This window comes from Lentibacillus sp., from assembly GCF_035301675.1.
Lineage (GTDB): Bacteria > Bacillota > Bacilli > Bacillales > Amphibacillaceae > Lentibacillus.
Map to the genome: position 1 here is coordinate 1 of NZ_DATGTT010000059.1, position 23,431 is coordinate 23,431.

Consider the following 23,431-nt stretch of genomic DNA (forward strand, 5'->3'; position numbering starts at 1 on the left):
CGGCTCAAGAGTTTGCCGCCAACTTCCTTCAGATTCCACCTCACGATGGACACCCTTGTCTTTGGCTAACGGTTCCTACTACCAAGTCCGTAGGAGACTTTCACTCCCTAGACATAACACATGCCCGGCGCACAATAAAAAACGCTCCCCCCTTTATATACGGGGGGAGCGCAATATGCTTATGAATTTACGAGCCCAATAAAAATTGTACGCACCGACCTGTAAAAAGTCAAGCAGCTATTATCATTGCGTGTTCAAAAAAGGAGGATAAAGTAAAACTTCATTCAGCGTATTGAACAGAATCGGGCATTTGAGGTCAGTTAACCGTCAAAGCTGCCCTGAATTGTTACCGGACCTTTTAAGCACCCGCTTTATTTATTATCTTCCTCTTCATCGCTGTCATCGAAATCATCATCGTCGAAGTCGTCCTCATCTTCCTCAAACTCATCATCAAAGCCTGTATTGTCAGTGCTATCATCACGTTCATCCAGCACTTCGTCTTCAAATTTATTTGTCAGGATTTCAACATTATCGTCAACCTTATCCAGATCGCCTTCTTCAGGCTGTTCACGCGGGACTTCCTCTTTCTTCTTCTTTTTCTTCTTCGCCTTTTTCTTTTTCTTCGGTTCCGGTGAGGTGACGATTTCATCCATCTGTTCAACCGGGTACCAGCGCTTCAGACCCCATACGTCGGATTCAATTGTGAGAAATCTGCCGTCTACTGTCAGATCCGTATAAAACTGAGCAATAAATTCCATTTTCTGCTCGTCTGTAAATCCTTTCAGTTCGGCAACCTTGTTGTAAAGATCATTAAAATTCTGTGCTTTTTGCTCATCATGCAAGATTTCACTAGCCAACTCCAGCATTGATGTCACTTCAAGTTCTTCGCGGCTGTAATTTTTCAAGCTCACTATACCGCACTCCCTTTTCTATATATTTCATAGTCAAGGCATTCTCGCCTGATCACTAACTTTATTCACAGATTTGCTCAAATCATACCATTCATTATAAACAAAAATGGGCCGAATATGCCAGCAGAAAAACAAAAAAATTGAAATTAACCTAAACTATCCCAAACCGTAAATAAAGGAATCGGCTGTTTCACCGATTCCTTATAACCCGCTCTTCAATCCTTACATATTCCTTCTGTATTGTCCGCCGACTTCATAGAGCGCATTTGTGATTTGTCCCAGACTGGCCACTTTTACAGTTTCCATTAATTCAGCAAAAATATTGCCGCCGGATGCCGCTGTCCGCTTCAGCTGTTCCAATGCTGCTTCCGTCCGGTCTTTGTGTGCATCCTGGAATTTATGCAGTTCACTGATTTGGTGCTCTTTTTCCTCATTGGAGGCACGGGCAAGTTCCATTGAATTAATGTCATCCGCTGTTGTCGGATTCGGGCTCATGTACGTGTTCACCCCGACAATCGGCAGCTCTCCTGAGTGTTTTTTGCCTTCATAATACAAGGACTCTTCCTGGATTTTGCCGCGCTGATATTGCCGTTCCATCGCCCCGAGAACACCGCCGCGGTCATTCATATTTTCAAATTCCTGGAGAACCGCTTCCTCGACCAGGTCAGTCAATTCTTCCACAATGAATGATCCCTGGAGCGAATTTTCGTTTTTGGTCAGGCCGAATTCTTTATTTATGATCATCTGAATGGCCATCGCACGGCGGACGGACTCTTCTGTCGGTGTTGTGATTGCTTCGTCATAGGCATTGGTATGCAGCGAGTTCGTGTTGTCCTGAATCGCAAGGAGTGCCTGCAGTGTCGTGCGGATATCGTTAAAATCAATTTCCTGGGCATGCAGTGAGCGCCCGGAGGTCTGAATATGGTATTTCAGTTTCTGGCTCCGCTCATCCGCTTCATATTTGTCGCGCATCGTAATTGCCCATATGCGGCGGGCAACCCGGCCGATCACCGTATATTCCGGATCGAGCCCATTGGAGAAGAAGAACGACAGATTCTGTGCAAATTTATTCACATCCATTCCCCGACTTAAATAATACTCAACATACGTAAATCCGTTTGCCAGTGTAAATGCCAGCTGAGTGATCGGGTTTGCTCCGGCTTCGGCAATGTGATAGCCGGAAATTGATACCGAATAGTAGTTGCGGACATTTTTATCGATAAAGTATTGCTGGATGTCACCCATCATTCTTAGAGCAAATTCCGTCGAGAAAATACACGTGTTCTGTCCCTGATCCTCTTTTAAGATGTCGGCCTGAACCGTACCGCGAACGACTGAAATCGTTTCGTCCCTTAAGTTTTCATACTCTTCCCAGCTTGGTTCACGGTCATTTTCTTCCTTGAATTTCGCCAACTGCTGATCGATTGCTGTATTGAAAAACATGGCTAGAATGATTGGCGCCGGCCCGTTAATGGTCATCGACACAGACGTCTTCGGATCGGTCAGGTCAAACCCGCTGTACAGCTTTTTCATATCGTCCAACGTACAAATGCTGACACCGCTCTCACCGACTTTTCCGTATATATCCGGGCGCGGTGCCGGGTCTTCGCCGTACAGGGTCACCGAGTCAAATGCTGTTGACAGCCGTTTTGCTTCACTGTCTTCGGATAAATAATGAAAGCGGCGGTTGGTGCGTTCCGGAGTGCCCTCTCCGGCAAACTGGCGCGTCGGATCCTCTCCCTTGCGTTTGAACGGAAAGACGCCTGCTGTGAACGGAAACGAACCCGGAACATTTTCCTTCATCAGCCATTTCAGCCGGTCGCCCCAGTCCATGTATTTCGGCAGCATGACTTTCGGAATCTTCAACCCGGAAATGGACTCCGTGTTCAAATCCATTTCAATGTCTTTATTGCGGATTTTGAATGTCATCGTATCCTGACTGTATTTTTCTACCGTTTCATCCCAGCTGTCCAGCTTCCTTTTCGCTTCGGCCGCCAGTTTTTCTTCATACGTCTGGATTGCCTTGTCGATGGCTTCAGCGCTTTCTTCATCGTCCAGCACATTTTTGGCGCCTTCAAGCTGAAAAAGTTTTCGTGCGATATCGCTTTGCTTTGCCGTATGTTCATGGTAGCTGCGCACATGCTGGGCAATTTCCTGCAAGTAATGACGACGCTCATTCGTAATGATCATGTTTTGCTTCTCGGCAACCGTATGCCGCTCAAAATCGATGGTATTTTCCCAGCCAAACTTTTCATTCAACGTGTCAATCATGGATGCAAATAGTGCATTTGTTCCCGCATCGTTAAATTGACTTGCAATCGTCCCGAACACCGGGAACTTTTCCTTGTCTTCGCCGAACAGCAAATGGCTGCGCTGGTATTGTTTCCGCACCTGGTTCAGTGCATCCTCGGATCCTTTCTGTTCAAACTTGTTAATGACGACGAAATCGGCAAAATCGATCATGTCGATTTTTTCCAGCTGTGATGGCGCACCAAATTCAGCCGTCATAACATACATGGAAAGGTCGGTGACATCAGTAATCGCTGCATCTCCCTGTCCAATGCCGCTCGTTTCGACAATTATGAAATCGTAATTGGAAGCGCGGAGGACATCGAGCACATCCTGAAGCGACTGGGACAGCTCTGTTCTTGATCCGCGTGTTGCGAGTGACCGCATATAGACACGATCCGTGAAAATCGCATTCATCCGGATCCGGTCACCAAGCAGTGCTCCGCCGGTTTTCTTTTTCGTCGGATCGATGGAAATGATGGCGATCTTCTTATCCGGTATTTCATTAATAAAGCGGCGGATCAGTTCATCAGTCAGTGAACTTTTTCCCGCACCGCCCGTGCCGGTAATGCCAAGAACCGGTGCGTTATTCGACTGTGACTGCAATTTATTCAGAACGGACTGCTTTTCGTCATCGTCGTCATCATGGTTTTCGATATAGCTAATCAAACGGGCGACTGCCTGTCGTTCCCCTGTTGCGAGTTTCTTCCGGGCCTCATTTAAGTCAAACGGGGGGAGGAAGTCGCATTCTTCAATCATATTGTTAATCATGCCCTGAAGCCCCATTTCACGGCCATTATCCGGCGAAAAAATACTCGATACACCATAATCCTCGAGTTCCTTGATTTCACGCGGGATGATGGTACCGCCGCCGCCACCGTAAACTTTAATATGGCTTGCGCCGAGTTCATTGAGCAGATCAATCATGTATTTGAAATACTCCACATGTCCGCCCTGATAGGATGATATGGCAATCCCCTGAGCGTCTTCCTGAACGGCTGCATAGACAACCTCTTCCACTGAACGGTTGTGCCCGAGATGAACGACTTCTGCCCCGCTCGATTGAAGAATCCGGCGCATGATATTAATCGAGGCGTCGTGACCATCATACAAGCTTGATGCCGTTACAAATCGGACCGGATTGACCGGTTTATAAATCTGAACTTGTTCCATGAAACCCCTCCTGTTTAAATTTCGTGCTTAGTGCGTCTCATTTGTCTGTATCCCGTCGACTGAAAGGGATTGCATCAGAAAATGGATCTGGCGTTCAGCGTACTCTTTCAGTGTGAATTGTTTTTGCAGCATCCATCTTCTGAACCCCCACATCTGCCCCTGAACAAAAATATTGTTGGCGATAAGGGCTGCATCCTGTTTATCCATGGCTTCCGGCAGGCATGTAACAATCATTTTTTCAAGCATGGCAACCATATCCCGTTCCTTCTGCAGGACATATTCTTTCGTCTCTTTTTTGAGTGACTTGACTTCCTGATACATGATAATGATCTCTTCCTGCATGTCATCCATCAGGTAAAAGTATGATTCAGCGACTTTTTCCAGATTGGCAAGGGATGGATCCTGCCAATCAGTCGCCGCTTCCAGGCGCTCCCTGACCTGGTCATAAATCGCATCACACACCAGGAACAGCACATCTTCTTTCGTCCGGATGTATTCATACAATGTTCCGATACTGAAGCCCGATTCCTTGGCAATTTCTCTTGTTGTTGTGCGGTGGAACCCTTTTTCCTTGAATAAGGCAATCGCGCCTTTGATCATCTGGTTCCGCCGTTTTTCAACCAAATCAGTATCTTTGACAGAAGAAACAACTTGATTTTTTGTCATTCAGCCGCCCCCTTCCTTTTTCCATTGATTATAAATATCCTTTGCACGTTTATATGGATCGTCTTCTGCTTCGATGGTCATGTCCGTGTTTTCTGCATATGCCCTGACATCACGCCAGATCTCTTCGCGGATTAATTCGTAAACTTCAAGCTCCTGCTGCTGTTTCCGGCGTTTATGTCCTTCTTCTGTATTGTACAGGTAATCATGATGCTCATTGATTTTTTTCCAAAATATATCGATTCCTTTATTTTCGGTTGTGATTGTTTTGACAATTGGTGTTTTATGAGCATCTTTAGATGACATCATGACAAGCTCTTTCAGGAGGCCTTTCAGTTTCCCGACACCGTCAAGATCAGCCTTGTTAATGACGAACATATCGGCTATCTCCATGATGCCGGCTTTGAAGATCTGCAGCACATCACCACTGTTCGGTGTTAGGACAAGTGCAGTGGTGTCAACGATTTTCATGATATCGAGCTCTGACTGACCGACGCCGACCGTTTCCACAATCACAACATCAAATCCGTACGCGTCACATATCCTGACAGCATCCTTGGTCGCTCGGGCAAGGCCTCCCAGACTGCCGCGCGTTGCCATGCTGCGGATATACACACCGTCATCGGTAAAATGCTCATTCATGCGGACCCTGTCACCCAGGAGTGCACCACCGCTGAACGGACTTGTCGGATCAACTGCTATCACCGCAACCGTCTTGCTCTCGTTGCGGATGTGGGTGATCAGACGATTCACAAGTGAACTCTTCCCTGCACCCGGTGACCCGGTAATCCCTACATAGCGCGCATGCTTTTTGCTGGCAAACACGTCACTCAGCATGTCAAGCTTTTCAGGATGGTCGTTCTCAACCATCGTGATTGCTCTGGCCAGTGCACGTATGTCGTTTCGTTTCATCTGTTCAACGAGTTGGTGCATGATTGTCTTCCTTTCTCCTAATTGTCTGATGTTGTGCTGCGATTGCTCGAAATTGTGACAACTTGAGCCAAATCAGCCTATGAAACTATTTCGTCAGCATCCGCCCAATCACAAGCCGCTGGATTTCGTTTGTTCCTTCATAGATTTGCGTAATCTTGGCATCGCGCATATAACGTTCGACCGGATAGTCTTTCGTATAGCCATAACCGCCAAATACCTGGACCGCTTCAGTCGTTACACGCATTGCTGTGTCACCGGCATACAGTTTTGACATGGCTGATGCTTTTCCGTATTCTTTACCCTCTGACTCAAGCCATGCCGCCTGGTAGGTTAACAAACGGGATGCCTCTATTTCTGTCGCCATATCCGCCAGTTTGAATGAAATACCCTGGTTAGCAGCAATCGGTTTGCCGAACTGCTCGCGCTCTTTTGCGTAATCCACCGACGCATCGAGAGCACCTTGGGCGATTCCCAATGCCTGTGCTGCAATGCCATTGCGTCCGCCATCAAGCGTTGTCATGGCGATTTTAAAGCCTTCACCTTCGCCCCCAAGCAAATTTTCTTTCGGAATGCGGCAGTTTTCAAAAATGAGCTCTGTTGTAGGGGATGAACGGATGCCGAGTTTCTTTTCTTTTTTCCCAGTTGTGAAACCTTCCGTATCCTTTTCCACAATAAATGCGCTGATTCCTTTATGTTTTGCTTCGGGATCGGTCAGCGCAAAGACAATGTAAATATCAGCCACACCGCCATTGGAGATCCAGACTTTGTTGCCATTCAGGATATAATCATCGCCATCTTTTTTGGCAACGGTTTTCATGCTGGCCGCATCACTGCCTGACCCTGGCTCTGACAATGCATAAGCGCCGAGTGCTTCCCCGGTTGCCAGACGGTACAGGAAGGTTTTCTTCTGTTCTTCATTTCCATACTTGTAAATCGGCCAGCTTGCCAGTGACAGGTGCGCTGAGAGGGTAACACCGGTTGATGCACACACGCGTGACAGCTCTTCAACCGCAATCACATAACTGACAAAATCAGCTCCGATTCCCCCATATTCTTCCGGCCATGGGATCCCGGTCAGTCCAAGTTCAGCCATTTTATCAAAAATGTCACGGTCAAAACGTTCTTCCTCATCACGTTCTGCTGCCGTTGGTTCCACATCATTCTTAGCAAAATCACGAACCATCTTGCGCAGCATTTCCTGTTCTTCAGTCAGTTGAAAATTCATTTGGTATTGTCTCCCTTCAAATATGGATTGCCTCATTAGCATTTAGTATTTGGCTCTTCTTATAAATTTTGTTGCTTTTAAGCCATCATAGAGTCAGTTAGCCGCCGTATTGTGGCAGTTTACTGACCATTACATGCGGGATAAAGTGCGGTATAGTGGCAGTGTTGATTTCCACTTCTGGCAGTTGCTTTCCCGCAGGAGTCAACTGCCCTCCGCTCCAATCAACGCCATGTTAGCGCAGGAAATACGCGGAGACTCCTGCGGGAGGAAAGGCCACGGTGAGATCCCGCAGAACGGAGTTCGAGGAGGCTCACCAGCCGCCCGCGGAAAGCGACGAGCGAAACATCCACCGAGTAATCTGCGATTTGCGAGGAGTGCCGCTTCGCCGAATATCTTGCAACACGGCGAGCACCAAGTGTATTTCCGGAGCGGCATCATTGCACCCAAATATATTTTCAAAGTACGTCGCAGTTTATGGATTTTGTAACAAAAACAACAAACTTTAAAAAACTGCCTAACCTTTTAAATTCTATTCCGAAAGTCAGCCAAGCAGGTTTTTCGCTATGACAATATGCTGGATTTCATTTGTTCCTTCATAAATTTCCGTCACTTTGGCATCGCGGAAAAGCCGCTCAACCGGATATTCCTCCGTATAACCGTAACCGCCGTAAATCTGGACTGCCTCAATGGCTGCTTTGCGTGCTGTTTTCGATGCGTACATCTTGGCCATTGATGCTTCTTTGCTGGATTGACCCCCCTGTTCGACGAAGGCTGCAGCCTGATAGACCAATAGTTTGGCAGCTTCAACTTCAGTGGCCATATCCGCAAGCTTAAATGCGATTCCCTGATTTTCAGCGATTGGCTTCCCGAATTGCTCGCGTTTTTTTGCATAGGCCGTGGCATGCTCGAGGGCCGCCTCACTAATTCCGAGAGCTTGAGCGGCAATACCGATACGCCCAACATTCAAATTGGCCATCGCAATTTTAAACCCATTGCCCTCTTCTCCAAGAAGCTGTTCTTTTGGAACAACACAATTATCAAAACTCAGCTGGACGGTACTCGAACCATGCAGTCCCATTTTCTTTTCGGGCTTTCCGATTTCCAGCCCCGGTGTATCTTTTTCAACGATAAAGGCGCTGACCCCTTTCGAGCCCGGCTCATCACTTGTCCGGGCAAACGTGACATATGTATCAGCCTGCCCGCCATTGGTAATGAAAATTTTAGAGCCTTTGAGAATGTAGTTATCCCCATCTTTTACGGCTCTTGTTTTCATGTTGGCTACGTCCGAACCTGCCCCTGGCTCCGTTAAAGCGAATGCCCCAAGATATTCACCTGAAGCCAGTTTGGGAAGGTACTTGTTTTTCTGCTCTTCATTGCCAAAATACAAGATCGGATTGGTCCCGACCGATGTATGGACCGACAGGATGACACCAAGTGTCGCACTGACTTTGGACAGTTCATTGATAGCAATGATATAAGAGGTATAATCCATATCACTTCCGCCATATTTTTCCGGAATGGGAATCCCCATCAGCCCGAGCTCACCCATTTTCCGAATGATTTCGGCTGGGAAACGGTCCTCCCGTTCCATCCGCTCAACTTCCGGCTGCACGTCATTTACGGCAAAATCCCGGACCATTTTCCGCATCATTTCCTGTTCTTCGGTTAATTTAAGGTCCATATGCAATGTCCCCCTTTCGGTAAATCGTGGTTGTCAGATTAACAGTTATTGACTTAACTGCCGGCATCAGCTGTACTGATAAAAGCCTCTGCCTGATTTTTTGCCGTACCAGCCTGCATTGACATATTTTCTCAGAAGCGGACATGGACGATATTTGCTGTCGCCGAAGCCGTCATGCAGCACTTCCATAATGTAAAGGCATGTGTCCAGTCCGATGAAATCAGCCAGTGTCAGCGGTCCCATTGGATGATTCATACCCAGTTTCATGACCGTGTCGATATCCTCAACCGATGCCACCCCTTCATGCAGGGCGAAAATGGCTTCGTTAATCATCGGCATTAAAATCCGATTGGCAGCGAAACCTGGATAGTCATTCACCTCAACAGATGTTTTGGAAAGATTTTTCGCCATATCGGATACTGCCGCATATGTCTCATCACTCGTCTGCAAACCGCGTATGACTTCGACAAGTTTCATCACTGGAACCGGATTCATGAAGTGCATCCCGATAACCTGTTCCGCCCGGTTTGTTGACGCTGCAATTTCGGTAATTGGCAGTGATGATGTGTTGGTCGCCAAAATCGCATGTTCGGGTGCGTGTTCATCCAGTTGACGGAACACACTGGTTTTCACATCCATATTTTCGACAATTGCTTCAATCGACATGTCGCAATCTTTGACATCCTGAATATCTGTAGTTGATTTCAGCCTTGCAAGGGTGTCGCCTTTTTCCTGTTCACTGATGCGTTCTTTGTCAACAGACCTTGTCAAATGCTTTTCGATATTTTGTATACCTTTATGAAGGGCTTCCTCATTGACGTCGTTTAATAGAACATCATAACCGGATTGGGCACAGACCTGGGCGATGCCTGATCCCATCTGCCCTGCACCGATTACCATTACTTTTTTGATTGCCATTGCGCCGTTGCCTCCTTTGGATTGAAAATGTGAACTTTAGCGTTTTCTTTGTGAACTCTAGCACTTTTGCTGTGAACTTTAGCAAAATGACTTAACCCGGTTGGATTTAAGTATTCATACATCCGTCATTGTTTCGGTACTTCCACCATTATGGCATCACCCTGGCCGCCGCCGCTGCAGATGGCTGCAATGCCCAGTCCGCCGCCGCGCCGTTTTAATTCATGGACCAATGTCAAAATGATGCGTGCACCGCTTGCGCCGATTGGATGACCAAGTGCGACCGCTCCGCCGTTTACGTTGATTTTTTCCGGATCAATATCCGCGATTTTTCCGCTGGCGAGGGAAACGGCTGCGAATGCTTCGTTTATTTCGTACAAGTCAATATCCTTTTTGGAGTAACCGGTCTTTTCAAGCAGTTTATTGATGACGAGCCCTGGTGTTTTTGGGAAATCTTTGGATTCTACGGCCACTTCTGCATGACCATGAATAACGGCCATTGGTGTTTTGCCAAGCTGTTCCGCCGTTTCGTCAGACATGACAACAAACGCACCGGCACCGTCGTTTACGCCCGGGGCATTGCCGGCCGTAATCGTGCCGTCTTTATCAAACGCCGGACGCAATTTTGCCAAAACGTCAACACTTGTATCCCCGCGCGGCGCCTCATCGGTATCGACAACGATTGGGTCCTTTTTCCGCTGCGGAACTTCAAGTGAAACGATTTCGTCAGCAAATTTGCCGTCCTCAATCGCTTTGACTGCCCGCTGATGACTGCGGTATGACCACTCATCCTGCGCTTCTCTCGTCAATCCGTATTCATTGGCCGTACTATTGCCGTAAGTGCCCATGTGGACGCCTGCAAATGAACATGTCAATCCGTCATGCACCATCATATCGACGACTTTTTTGTCGCCCATACGGTTTCCCCAGCGGGCATCAGGCAAAAGATATGGTGCATTGCTCATGCTTTCCATACCACCGGCAACAATGATGTCTTCATCGCCAGAGCGGATCAACTGGTCTGCAAGCGTTACACTGCGAAGCCCTGATGCACATACTTTGTTGATGGTTTCGGTTTTGACCTCCCATGGGATTCCGGCTTCACGTGCTGCCTGTCGGGAAGGGATCTGGCCCTGCCCGCCCTGCAGTACATTTCCGATAATGACCTCGTTAACTTTTTCACCATCGAGTCCTGCACGCTCGAGCGCCTCCTTGATGGCTATACCTCCCAGCTGTGACGCTGTGAACGGCTTCAACGCTCCTCCGAACTTGCCAAATGGCGTCCGTGCACCGGATACAATAACAGTCTTTCGCATACAATCAACATCCCTTCTTAAAATAGATTTTTAGATTCATATGATAACGCTCCCTCACTTGTATTGAGAGACCTCCTGTCTTTTGACCGAACGCTCGCTCAATACAATTCCAAAATGGAGAGGGGCATTGTAAACTACCCCTCTTAATTATGCTGACTCACAATTCATCTTACTTCCATCTCGCGCGTTTCGGTGGTCCTTCCGCGCGATTTCGAAGCTGCGTCGCGCGAAATTGCAGCGAAGTCGCGCGAATTTCCGGCGGTGTTGCGCGAAATCAGGTGCAGATCGCGCGATTTTGGCACTTTGCCGCGCGAATTCGTGTGCTATCACCTTTAAGCAGTTTTCTGTTCATCATCCACCAATACTGACAATGCCAGAATTTCAGCAACATCCATGGTACTGATGTCTTCCTCAACTTCTTTCGCTTTCGTCCCATCGCTCAGCATCGTCAGACAGAATGGACATGCACTGGAAATCATCGTTGATTCCGTCTCCATTGCCTGTTCGGTGCGGGCTACGTTGATGCGGTTGCCTGTCGTGTCCTCAGTCCACATCAGACCGCCGCCGGCACCGCAGCACATGCCGTTTTCACGGCTCCGATCCATCTCGACCAAATCAAGTCCCGGAATGGATGTCAGAATTTCCCTTGGCGGATCGTAAACACCGTTATATCTTCCAAGATAGCAGGAATCATGATATGTGAGTTTCTGATTGATTTCACGCTGCGGTTTCAGTTTGCCGTTCATCACGAGATCATACAGCATTTGTGTATGGTGATAAACTTCTGCTTCAAAGCCGAAATCAGGGTATTCATTTTTGAAAATGTTATATGCGTGCGGATCAATCGTTACGATCTTCTTCACGTCATGTTTTTCAAATTCTTTAATGTTCTTCTCAGCAATTTCCTGGAATAAAAACTCATTTCCGATGCGGCGTGCCGTATCACCGGAGTTTTGTTCTTTATTTCCAAGGATGGCAAAACTGATGCCTGCCTGATTCATCAATTTGGCAAATGCAAGCGCGATTTTTTGGCTGCGGTTGTCAAATGACCCCATTGAACTGACCCAGAAAAGATATTCGAAATCTTTATCTTCTTTTTTCAGTTCCTTAATGGTTGGGATGTAAGCCTCTTCATCCTGTTCACGCCATTTGACGCGGTCTTTTTTGGAAAGTCCCCACGGATTGCCCTGACGTTCGATGTTCATAACCGCACGCTGAGCATCCGGATCCATTTTACCTTCCGTCATAACGAGGTAACGGCGCATATCAATGATTGTGCCGACATGTTCGTTCATGACCGGACAAGCATCTTCACAGGCGCGGCATGTTGTGCAACCTTCAAGCTCTTCCTGTGTAATAACGTCGCCGATCAGGCTGACACTTTCCATGCCTGCAGCAGCTTCGTTTGCTCCTGCAGCAGCGAGGTTGCCTTTTGTGTTTGAGAATGCGTATTCCGGCACCCAAGCCGATTTGCCCGTAACAGCAGCACCTTTTTCGGTTAAATGGTCCCGTACTTTGATCATGATATCCATTGGTGACAGCATTTTACCGGTGCCTGAAGCCGGACAGACATCCGTACAGCGCCCGCATTCGACACATGCGTAAAAATCAATCATCTGGTGCTGTTCGAAGTCTTCCACTTTCCCGACACCAAATGAAATTTCGTCTTCATCTGCTTCATCATCAATATCAAAATCTACCTTTTTCAATTTCCCGGGCACGCGTTTACTCAAAAACACGTTTATGGGTGCGGCAATCAAGTGTGCGTGCTTGGATTGCGGCACATAAACCAGGAATGCCAGAATCGTTACCGTGTGAACCCACCAGAATACATAGAACATAGCCGCCGCAGCTGTTCCCGGCAGCCAGCTGAAGACAAAAGCTATCAAACTTGCAACCGGTTCTGTCCAGCTTAAGCTCTCACCGTGCCATACAATTGCCATCCCATTTCCAAGCAGCACGGAAAGCATCAATGTCCCGATGAACAGCAGGACAAGCCCTGCTTTAAAGCCGCGTTTCAGGCGGACAATCTTTTCAACATAACGGCGGTGGAATGCCCATACAACCGCCACCAGGATCATGAGCGTCACAAGTTCCTGGAAAAACGTAAACCCGGGATAAACAACCCCGAACGGCAGGTGATTGCCTGGTGACAAGCCCTTAACAAACATGTCAATCGCACCGAATTGTACAAGTAAAAAGCCATAAAACATCATGACATGAATCGTACCGGACTTTTTATCCTTCAATAGCTTGGACTGTCCAAAGACAATCTTCCCTATGCGCCTGAACCGCTCTTTAAAATCCCGGTCAAACTCGGATTTTTTCCCCATTTTTATGTAGGAGACCCGAGTGGCGACAACTTTAGCGAATAAGAATATTCCATAGGCGACAATTGCAATGAATGCCAGCCAGTTGATAAGCAGCAATGTGTTCATCAATTCGCTCCCCCTTTGGTATAGTATAACGGAAAATGTTAGCGATTGCATTACTTTGAAAATAAAACTCGCAGCACATTTTATGTTATTAACTATTACTTTATATTATGAATGATCATTCAGTCAACAGATTTATTCCAATCGGTTCACTACTATAATCGAACTGTAAACATAAATAAAGGGCAAAAATTTATTGAAAACTTTTGCCCCTTTTCCAGAACTTTTTGCGATTATAGTATATAAGAAAAACATTGTCTTGGATTCCGTGCAGGAATTGCGTGAATTCCCGCACTTACAACTTCATAAGCTAACAAAAACCTACATTTTCACAGGTGCACTGATGCCGATCAGCCCGAGGCCATTTGCCAGGGTAACCCGCACAGCTTTCATCAAGGCGATACGCGCTTTGGTTAATTCCGGATTGTCCGGATCGAGCACTTTTTCAGCGTTGTAGAAACTATGTAGCAGTGATGCCAGGTCAAATACATACTGTGTAACCTTATGTGGTGCATATTTTTCAGCAGAATCTGCTATTGTCTGCGGGAATTCACCCAATTTCTTCAAGAGATCCGTTTCCTTCTCGGCCTTGAGCAGATCAGCGTTAAATTCCCCGTCCACTTCAAAACCTTTTGATTCGGCCTGCTCAAGCATTGTACAGATCCGTGCATGCGCGTACTGGACATAGTAAATCGGGTTATCGTTTGACTGGGAACGTGCCAAATCAAGATTAAAATCGAACTGTGTGTCGTTTGAGCGCATGACAAAGAAATAACGTGTGGCGTCAACACCCACTTCTTCCATCAAATCACGCAATGCAATCGCGTTACCCGTCCGTTTGCTCATGCGGATCTTCTCGCCATTTTCATACAGATTTACGGTTTGAATGATTCTTACAGCAAATTGTTCAGCTGGATAGCCAAGAGCCTGGATGGCCGCATGCATCCGTGAAATATAGCCGTGATGGTCGGAACCCCATACATTGATAACTTTATCAAATCCGCGTTCAAGCTTATCCTTATGATACGCAATATCCGGTGTTAAATAGGTATAGCTGCCGTCCTGTTTAATCAGCACGCGATCCTTGTCATCGCCGAAATCGGTCGAGCGGAACCATGTCGCGCCGTCCTGCTCATAGACATAGCCGCCGTCGCGCAATGTCTGAACAGCTTCTTCCACTTTGTTATTATCGTATAAGGACTGTTCGGAAAACCAATTGTCAAAGTTAACGCGAAAGTCGGCCAGATCTTTCTTAAGATTGTCCAGTTCAAAATTCAGACCATAATCTTTGAAAAATGCCAGGCGTTCCTGTCTGTCAGCATTCACCCATTTCTTCCCATAATCTTTCGCCAGGTCCTGACCGATGCTGACGATGTCGTCACCGCGGTAGCCATCCTCAGGCATTTTGGCATCATAGCCAAGTGCCTCAAGGTAACGGGTTTCAACCGATAGGGCCAGATTGTTAATCTGATTGCCGGCATCGTTAATGTAATATTCACGTTCGACTTCATACCCCGCTGCATCCAAAACGTTGCAAAAAACATCGCCATATGCGGCACCCCGGGCATGACCAAGATGCAAATCACCGGTCGGATTCACTGAGACAAACTCAACCTGAACCTTATTACCCTTTCCGAAATCGGTTCGGCCATATTCCTCACCGGCATCCAGAATAGATGGAATCAATTCACCGAGGAAGTCATTTTTCATGAAAAAGTTAATGAATCCCGGTCCGGCAATCTCAACCTTCTCAACGGAAGCTTCCGACTCGTCAATAGTGGCGGTAATATCCTCAGCGATTTGCCGCGGTGCTTTTTTAGCTATTTTTGCTAGCTTCATGGCAATATTCGTTGCAAAATCACCGTGTGCCTTTTCCTTGGGTTTTTCAAGAACGACTTCCGGCATCTCGTCCTCCCCGGCGAGTTCAGCTTTCAGGACAGCTGCCGTGATTTCTTGTCTAAGTGTTTCTTCGGTTTGTGACAGTATATTGCTCATTGAGAATCCTCCTTAGGTCGAATCGTTAGTGTCAGCTGATGCGCTCGTTCCTCCTGCCCATTTAAACTGACAGTGTAATCAATGGCGAGCACACCGCTTTGCTGCTCAGTCAGCATCTGATAGTTGATCGCATCCGTAAATGTTTCCATATGTATTTTCCCGTGGGGATGCTGAAAAACATTTTCCGACAGCTTTTGCTCGCGGAATGTTTGGTGCATCTGTACCGTTCCAGTACGTTTCACGCTTACTTTATCTGTATGTATCGTAATCATATTGCTAATCTGTGACCCATCTTCGGCCGTTTCAGTATATGTCAGCACATCCATATTTGCCTGTTGGTAAAGCCGGCCAGTTTCCCTGATTGTATTGTATTCCTTCTGCCCGTTATCTTCAATGGCTGTCTTAAGCTCGACAGCGACCTGTTTCGAACGTTCTTCCATCGAAATCGCTCCTGCTTGATATAATTACCTATTATAGCGATAAAACCGTGCCGATTTCAATCTAAAGACTGAATGACTTTTTTAAATGCTCTTTTTATAAACATTGCTGCTTTTATCATCGTGCTTTTTTAAATTAACCCCACTTAAACTTACAGCCTGACGGGTTTAATTCCGTCAATTTTTTCCCATACTGGAATTAATGATTATGTCGTAAACGGGGCTAAATATATGAAATCATTATTACGTTTAAACGGAAAAAAACACCGGTTGTTTTATCTCATACCACTCGGCTTACTGGCGTGCGGGTTACTTTTCCTGGCCGGGATTTATTTTGTCAGCTTTCTGATGGGACCGCCGGAGCTCACCAATGATCAAAACACGATTTATTACAGCATTGACGGTGAGAAAATTGGCGAAGAAAGCGGGGCGGAAAACCGGTACTGGGTTGACCTTGAGGAAATGTCGCCACATTTGATCGAGGCGACTCTTGCCATTGAGGACAGGCATTTTTACAGCCATAATGGCTTTGACCTGCAGCGGATTGCCGGAGCAGCCTTATCCGATTTAAAAAGTTTGTCTCTGAAAGAAGGGGCAAGTACGCTGACTCAGCAGTATGCCCGGAATTTGTTTCTGTCACATGAAAAAACGTGGGCACGCAAACTGAAGGAAGCATTTTATACGGTACGTCTGGAGATGTATTACTCAAAAGACGAGCTGCTCGAAGGCTATTTAAATACGATTTACTATGGACATGGGGCTTATGGGGCAGAAGCGGCCAGCAGGCATTTTTTTGATAAATCCGCGAGCGAGCTTTCCCTTGCGGAGTCCGCGATGCTCGCTGCCATTCCGAAAGGCCCTTCGTATTATTCGCCATTTAATAACCGGGAAAATGCGAAGAATCGGCAGCAGCAGGTTCTAGGATTAATGCTCGAAAATAAGCAAATCACCGAACAAGAGCACCATCTGGCTACGGAAAAGAATCTGGCTTTTACCAAGCCGGAAGAACGTGAAAAAGTGTCAGTCGCACCTTATTTTCAGGATTCAGCATTAAAAGAAGCAGCAAGCATTTTGGAACTTGATACGGAAAAAGTACGCTCAGGCGGCTACACGATTCATACCACCCTCGATACCCGTCTGCAGAAACAACTGAAGGAAAATACCGGAAACGAAATGAAGTCAGGCAGTGACATTGAAGTAGGCGCCCTCGCCATGAACCCGGATAACGGGGGGATTCGTGCTATGATCGGCGGAACAGATTATACACAGAGCCCATTCAACCGGGCAGTGAATGCCAAACGAATGCCAGGGTCCGCTTTCAAGCCGTTTTTATATTACACAGCACTGAACAACGGCTATACGCCGACAACCATGCTAATGAGCAAACCAACCGCATTTAAGCTTGAAGACGGCGAGGTCTATCAGCCAAGCAACTATAATGGTTATTACGCGAATGAACAAATAACGCTCGCCCAGGCTCTGGCGCTGTCCGATAATGTGTATGCCGTCAAAACCAATTTAACTGTCGGGCCGGAAAAACTGGTTAATACAGCAGAAAAATTCGGCTTTACCAGTGATCTGCCGGCCGTTCCATCTCTGGCACTAGGCACCGCATCAGTCACACTGGAAAATATGGTTACCGGCTATGGAATGCTTGCAAATGGCGGCTATGCGATAGAAGGCCATACGATAGAAAAAATCGTTGACAGAGATGGCAATACTGTCTTTGAAAGGGAGCAGAAAAAAAGTGATCCGGTGCTGGATCCGCAAACGACATTTGTCTTAACACAATTGATGACCGGGATGTTCGATCGGTCATTGGATGGCTATATGTCGGTAACGGGCTCATCCATTGCCAATCAGCTCAGCCGGACTTATGCCGGAAAATCAGGTACAACCGAGAGCGACAGCTGGATGGTCGGGTACAGCCCGTCACTGGTCACCGGTATTTGGACAGGGTATGACAATAGCAAACAGATAACTAAAACGGCGGAGAAGGCTTATCCAAAGAATATTTGGGCATCATTCATGGAAGATGCACATAAGGATGCTGATGGGCAAAAATTCGATGTGCCGCCAGGGGTTGTCGGTGTCGCAATCGATCCCGAGAGCGGTAAACGGGCCACCCCTTACTGTGATACAAGCCGTGTGATGTATTTTGATAAAGGAACGGAGCCTGAGAGGCACTGCACACTTCATATGCCGGATGAACAGAAAGAGCCGAATCCTAACGGGGAACCGCCGCAAGAGGATGACCGGGGCTTTTTTGATAAAGTGTTCGATTCGTTGTTTTGATAGTGACAGCCCTTGTGTCAGAACCGGTTTTGAGCGTCAGAAGCGGAACTCAGCACTACCAAAAAACTTCAAACAAAAAAGGCCGACTTTCGTGAAGAAGTCAGCCTCTTTTGTGTCCTAGTAATGCATGAGTTAGCCCATGTACACATATTTTACAAATTTACCGTTTAAAGTACAAGATTTTAATTGATTGTTCATAAATAAGTCACAAAATGTTCATTTTCCTGATTTAGTTGATTAGAACTAGGCATTTGGTACAAAAAATTCAGCGGGAATGTGCCCGCTGAATGTCTAGTCATTCTACTGCCAATGCTTCTTTTAATTCATCTGTTGAATTCTTCCACATGTCGCCGCCCTCGAAGTCAGCAAGGAAATCCCTCAGCAGCTTCTTGGAATGATCGTCCATATGTTCAACCATAATTTTTCCTTTTAATGATTTCTCCATATGTTTAACATGCTCCGGCATTGACTTGTATGCACGTTTAATTGACCGGTCGACAATGATTTCGCTGCCGCCGACCCCTGCAAAATGTGGGCCGTTTTCGCCTTTTTCCGTTGTGACCCAGACAATCCAATAGCGCTTCCCGTTTTTGACAACGTCCCTGTCATCCTGAAACTTCACGCGACGCTCAACTTCACTGCGCGCGTGCATTGCGCCCATATCAACAAAGGCACGATCTTCGTTTGGATCGATAATAACAGATGACATATTTTCAAGACTGATCGATCCGATACCATAGCCGCCGTGCCCGTCATTCGGATCGTCTTTTATGATCGTAAATTGATTGCCTTTCTTCTGGTTGGAAGATTGATCTGCCATTACAAGAACCCTCCTGAATTAATACTGGTTCTTATTGTAGCATATCACGAAAGCGTTTTTCATCCAAAGCTTACTGTACAGGGGTGATCGTTCTGATACAGTGAAACTTCATTCAGTGGGGCGCTTTTTCCCCACTGAATTAGTTGAACCGATTCGGGCATTTAAGGGCAGTTAGCCGCCATTTTTCGGATGGTTAATGCCCATCATATACGGGATAAACTGAACTGCCTCATCTATTTCCGCATCCGTATAGTTTTGCTTCGGTTTGACGGTGTGTATTTTGTCAGTCAGTTTATCCATCGTCAGCCCTTCGAAGTAAAGCATCGTGGAAAGAAGTTCAAGAAAGCGTGAGCTCCTCGCTTTCAGCATGTGTATCTGCTCTGACATATCCGGCATATCCAGGTGAAATTGATTCAAAAATGCTCTTCCATCATCAGTCAGCTGATAATGATATTGAATATAATTGCGTACCGATTCTTTTTCCTCGGCAATAAACCCGAGATTGCACAATTCCTGGACTCTTAAGGAAAGCTCCTCCGAATAAGGCCCATAGAAGTGAAATTGATATTTTTCTTCAAACGGCATGTGACACTTCTGCAGGATATAAATCATTTTTTGCAGTTTTTTCCGCCCGGTGATCTCATCGGCTTCTGAAAAAAATTGCATCAGTCTGGCATGGTTAGTCAGCATCGTTTCCCTCTCCTTCCAGATGTTGCTCAAAATCCAAAAGTTCCATTATCCGTTGTTTAGCCGGGTTATCATCGCTAAGTTTTGTCAAAAAGTCAGCCGGAAAATACAGCTTATGATCTGTTCGCTTTTTCCCGGAAATGGATTCAACAATGTCCGAGTTGCGCGAGAGTTCCTTCAGGTTCCCGCCCGGCATCAAGAGGTTGATTGGCAATCGTTCATCCTCTTCGCCCGGCCGGTAAAAATCATATGGCAGGTCTGATGATGAATCAACTTCCAAATAATAGTCAGGGTTAATGCCTGCCTTCTGAAACAGTTTATACAATTCCATCCATTCATTCATCTGCAGCTTCGGATTAAACTCAATATACTTGAACAAGCGGCGGTTCATGAAACGCTCGCACAAGTCTCGCAGTATGTCGTCGTCCTCTTCCTGCCACAGCTGAAAATAATAGAACACGATCGATTCATCCAGCTTCAGATAATCCGACAGCCCCACGTCTTCGTTAAAAAATGAAACAAAATGGAACGGTTTTAATTTAAATATGTAGCTGTTTTCAAACAAGTACTTGGCGCGATGAAGGATTTTCGACAAAATCACCTCGGCACTGCGTGTCACCGGATGAAAATAAACCTGCCAATACATCTGATAGCGGCTCATGATATAGTCTTCAACTGCATGCATCCCGCTTGATTTAATGACAACCTGATCTTCAATCGGCCGCATCACGCGCAAAATCCGCTCCATGTCGAAATGACCGTAGCTGACACCGGTAAAATAAGCATCACGCTGCAAATAATCCATCCGGTCGGCATCAATCTGACTGGAAATGAGACTGACAACAAGTTTATCCTCATAGGTTTTTTCAATCACATCAGCCACTTTTTGCGAAAATCCCGGCTCTACCCGCTCAAGAATCGTATGTATGTGCGTGTCACCCAGAATAATCTGCTGTGTGAAGTGTTCATGGTCCAATTTGAAAACTTTCTCAAATGAATGTGAAAACGGCCCGTGCCCCAAGTCATGCAGCAGTGCCGCACACAGACAAAGCAATCGTTCGTCATCATTCCAGTCATCACGTTCCTCAAAATTGCCGATGATGCGCCGGACAATTTCATATACGCCAAGCGAATGATTGAAGCGGCTGTGCTCAGCACCATGAAATGTCAGGTATGACGTCCCGAGCTGCTTGATCCGCCGCAGCCGCTGAAATTCAGGTGCGGCAATCAGATCCCAGATCACCCGGTCCTGAACATGAACATAGCGGTGTACCGGGTCCTTGAATACTTTTTCTTCGTTTAATTGTTCATCTTTAAATGGCATTTTTTCAACCCGTTTCTTTTCGACAATGTTACCATATATTATATAATAGTTACCCTTAGGATAAAAGATTAAATCAACGAGATGTTCAAAGGAGCAGCATATGAAAAATTGGAAAGATGTGGTCGCGCACAGGCAATTTCGTTATTTGGACCATTCAGGACAAAATTATTTTCATGGAAAATCGTATACGGCACTGACATCGTTTGCAGTTGATGATGTCTTGTCACTATTTGCCCGCAGTGGAGAAGCAGTTCCTGCAATCCGTCTCTGGGTGCATCCGGATACGGTCGTATTGGGAATCCCCGACTCACGGCTGCCATATTTGGAAGAAGGTATCAGACTGCTCGCTGACCGGGGCTATCAGACGATAGTCCGGAATTCCGGCGGGCTTGCGGTTGCACTTGATGCGGGAGTGCTGAATATGTCACTTGTTCTGCCTGATGTCAAGGAGATCTCCATCCATGACTGCTACGAGGCGATGGTAAGTTTTATCCGCTACATATTACGGGACTTAACGAACGGGATTGAGGCATATGAAATTGTCGGATCGTATTGCCCCGGCGATTTTGATCTGAGTATTGGCGGGCGTAAATTTGCCGGTATTTCGCAGCGGCGTGTCAGAGACGGAGCTGCGATTCAAATTTATTTGGATGTGGAAGGAAAAGACCGCAAGCGTGCGGAGTTGATCCGGGATTTTTACGATGTTGCTAAGAAAGGCGAGGAGACGAGATTTGATTATCCGCATGTTGATCCTGCTGTCATGGCTTCATTGTCCGAATTGCTTGGCGTGGAACTGTCCGTTGATGCGATGAAAGAGCGGGTGCTGCAAGGGGTCAGGGATGCGAGCGACCAGATTGTAACAGACGATTTTTCCGATGACGAGCTTGTGCAGTTTGAAAAGCGGTATGCGCAGATGATGAAACGGAATGAAAAAGTGGCAGAGATGCAGTGAAAGTGTTTTACGTGGCCGGGCTGCGGAATCGGGCCGGGCGTCGGGCAGATGTTTTTGATCTCGGGCAGAAGATGATGCTCTCGAGCAGAAGTTTCCGCTTTCGGGCTGAAGTTCCTGATCTCGGGCAGAAGGTGCTGCTCTCCCGCAGAAGTTTCCGCTTTCGGGCAGAAGATGCTGCTCTCGAGCTGAAGTTTCCGCTTTCGGGCAGAAGTTCCTGATCTCGGGCAGAAGATGCTGCTCTCGAGCTGAAGTTTCCGCTCTCCAGCAGAAGTTTCCGCTTTCGGGCAGAAGTTCCCCCGCTCGCGCTGATGTTTTTGTTCACACACCCATGTTATATGATTCGCGCCCATGTTATGGTGTACGAGCCCAAGTTTTCGTTCTCCCGCCCATGTTTGCTTTTTCCGGAACATGTTTGGATTCTCGCGCCCATATTGATGCCACTCGCGCTCATGTTGCGCCAGAAGGCTACAATCCACAAGACATCTTCAAAGAGAACAACCCTTTCGCCAGAACCTTTCGAAAGGGTTGCTATATTGATATAAAAGCTGACTCCTATCTCAGTGCAACACACTGCCGCCTGATATTTTCACAGACTCGCCCACAATGTTCTTTGCAGCATCCGTTAACAAAAAGGAGATCGTATTGGCGACTTCCCGCGGTTTGGTCATGCGCCCAGATGGAATGGAATCCTTAACCACTTCTGAAAGCGAAGAGCTTTGCCGGTCTGCCTTTTTCTGAGCGGAGGCTCTTCCCATTTCCGTATCGACAAATCCGGGGCTGACGGCATTTACCCGCACACCATGTTCAATCGCTTCAAGAGCCATCGAATGCGTGAATCCGGTCATAGCGAATTTAGACCCCGCATAAGCCGTCCCGCCGTATGTTCCACGCAAGCCGGATAACGACGTGACATTAACAATTGCGCCTTTCTGCTGTTTTTTCATGGATTCGTAAACCAATTGGGTTAATCGAACGGTTGACGTATAATTCAGATGCATCACCCGCTCCATGTCTTTCTGTTCGAGCTGATCAACAGGGCCGCCGCCGGAAATGCCCGCATTATTGACAAGTAATGAAATCGGCCCATTTTCACCTTCAGCGCTGTTCACAAGTTCATTGCGTTCCCCTTCATCTCCCAGATCTGCCTTATATGTGTATACTTGAACATCAGGCGTCATTTCACGAATCTCGTCAGCCAGCTCTTCCAGCCTATTTGCACGTCTCCCCGTCAGCGTGATGGATGCACCCATCTCAGCCAGCACCATTGCTGTTTCAGAGCCAATGCCGCCCGTTGCTCCAGTTACGAGGGCGTGCTCTTTTTTCAAGGCATCAGCCGCAAATATACTCATTCAACTCAACTCCCCCTTCATGACAGTGATA

Annotated in this window: 17 protein-coding genes; 2 read left to right on the forward strand and 15 right to left on the reverse strand. The window is 46.8% G+C overall.

Annotated features, from left to right (window positions below; translation table 11 throughout):
• Positions 1-371: 371 nt before the first annotated feature.
• The 11 genes from rpoE to VK097_RS10400 form a co-directional block, all read right to left on the reverse strand.
• A complete protein-coding gene (gene rpoE, locus VK097_RS10350) occupies positions 372-911 on the reverse strand; it encodes a DNA-directed RNA polymerase subunit delta (protein ID WP_324211733.1) in 540 nt (179 codons plus the stop codon).
• A 222-nt stretch (positions 912-1,133) separates the two neighbouring features.
• Positions 1,134-4,373, reverse strand: coding sequence for a fused isobutyryl-CoA mutase/GTPase IcmF (icmF, locus tag VK097_RS10355; RefSeq protein WP_324211734.1), 3,240 nt, complete (start codon positions 4,371-4,373; stop codon positions 1,134-1,136).
• A 27-nt stretch (positions 4,374-4,400) separates the two neighbouring features.
• Positions 4,401-5,039, reverse strand: a complete 639-nt coding sequence (locus VK097_RS10360) for a TetR/AcrR family transcriptional regulator (protein WP_324211735.1) — start codon at positions 5,037-5,039, stop codon at positions 4,401-4,403.
• Positions 5,040-5,969 carry a methylmalonyl Co-A mutase-associated GTPase MeaB gene (gene meaB, locus VK097_RS10365; protein WP_324211736.1) on the reverse strand — a complete coding sequence of 310 codons (930 nt, stop codon included), beginning with the start codon at positions 5,967-5,969 and terminating at the stop codon, positions 5,040-5,042.
• A gap of 85 nt (positions 5,970-6,054) precedes the next feature.
• Positions 6,055-7,194: an acyl-CoA dehydrogenase gene (locus tag VK097_RS10370; protein ID WP_324211737.1), complete on the reverse strand. Its 1,140-nt coding sequence runs from the start codon at positions 7,192-7,194 to the stop codon at positions 6,055-6,057.
• A gap of 541 nt (positions 7,195-7,735) precedes the next feature.
• Positions 7,736-8,875 (reverse strand): acyl-CoA dehydrogenase, encoded by a 1,140-nt coding sequence (locus tag VK097_RS10375; protein WP_324211738.1) that lies wholly within the window; start codon positions 8,873-8,875, stop codon positions 7,736-7,738.
• 66 nt (positions 8,876-8,941) lie between these two features.
• Positions 8,942-9,793: a 3-hydroxybutyryl-CoA dehydrogenase gene (locus tag VK097_RS10380; RefSeq protein ID WP_324211739.1), complete on the reverse strand. Its 852-nt coding sequence runs from the start codon at positions 9,791-9,793 to the stop codon at positions 8,942-8,944.
• Between the two features lie 125 nt (positions 9,794-9,918).
• A complete protein-coding gene (locus VK097_RS10385) occupies positions 9,919-11,106 on the reverse strand; it encodes an acetyl-CoA C-acetyltransferase (protein WP_324211740.1) in 1,188 nt (395 codons plus the stop codon).
• A 332-nt stretch (positions 11,107-11,438) separates the two neighbouring features.
• The gene (locus tag VK097_RS10390; RefSeq protein WP_324211741.1) at positions 11,439-13,544 is read right to left on the reverse strand and encodes a (Fe-S)-binding protein; all 2,106 of its coding nucleotides are present in this window, start codon (positions 13,542-13,544) and stop codon (positions 11,439-11,441) included.
• Positions 13,545-13,862: 318 nt separating this feature from the next.
• Positions 13,863-15,536 carry an arginine--tRNA ligase gene (gene argS, locus VK097_RS10395; protein ID WP_324211742.1) on the reverse strand — a complete coding sequence of 558 codons (1,674 nt, stop codon included), beginning with the start codon at positions 15,534-15,536 and terminating at the stop codon, positions 13,863-13,865.
• On the reverse strand, positions 15,533-15,976 hold the full coding sequence (locus VK097_RS10400) for a YwiB family protein (protein WP_324211743.1): 444 nt from the start codon (positions 15,974-15,976) through the stop codon (positions 15,533-15,535). Before VK097_RS10400 ends, argS begins: the two co-directional genes overlap by 4 nt.
• Before the next feature lie 228 nt (positions 15,977-16,204).
• Between VK097_RS10400 and VK097_RS10405 the strand changes: the two genes are divergently transcribed.
• The gene (locus VK097_RS10405; protein ID WP_324211744.1) at positions 16,205-18,268 is read left to right on the forward strand and encodes a transglycosylase domain-containing protein; all 2,064 of its coding nucleotides are present in this window, start codon (positions 16,205-16,207) and stop codon (positions 18,266-18,268) included.
• 295 nt (positions 18,269-18,563) lie between these two features.
• Here the strand turns inward: VK097_RS10405 and VK097_RS10410 are convergent, their stop codons facing one another.
• From VK097_RS10410 to VK097_RS10420, 3 genes are all read right to left on the reverse strand, one after another.
• Positions 18,564-19,088 (reverse strand): YwhD family protein, encoded by a 525-nt coding sequence (locus tag VK097_RS10410; protein ID WP_324211745.1) that lies wholly within the window; start codon positions 19,086-19,088, stop codon positions 18,564-18,566.
• A 171-nt stretch (positions 19,089-19,259) separates the two neighbouring features.
• Positions 19,260-19,778, reverse strand: a complete 519-nt coding sequence (locus VK097_RS10415) for a YwgA family protein (protein WP_324211746.1) — start codon at positions 19,776-19,778, stop codon at positions 19,260-19,262.
• Positions 19,768-21,099, reverse strand: coding sequence for an HD domain-containing protein (locus VK097_RS10420; RefSeq protein ID WP_324211747.1), 1,332 nt, complete (start codon positions 21,097-21,099; stop codon positions 19,768-19,770). The genes VK097_RS10415 and VK097_RS10420 overlap by 11 nt, the downstream gene beginning before the upstream one ends.
• 100 nt (positions 21,100-21,199) lie before the next feature.
• Here VK097_RS10420 and VK097_RS10425 point away from each other — a divergent pair, with 100 nt between their 5' ends.
• The gene (locus VK097_RS10425; RefSeq protein ID WP_324211748.1) at positions 21,200-22,051 is read left to right on the forward strand and encodes a lipoate--protein ligase family protein; all 852 of its coding nucleotides are present in this window, start codon (positions 21,200-21,202) and stop codon (positions 22,049-22,051) included.
• 557 nt (positions 22,052-22,608) lie between these two features.
• Here the strand turns inward: VK097_RS10425 and VK097_RS10430 are convergent.
• Complete coding sequence (locus tag VK097_RS10430) at positions 22,609-23,400, reverse strand: SDR family NAD(P)-dependent oxidoreductase (RefSeq protein WP_324211749.1); 792 nt, start codon at positions 23,398-23,400, stop codon at positions 22,609-22,611.
• Positions 23,401-23,431 lie beyond the last annotated feature (31 nt).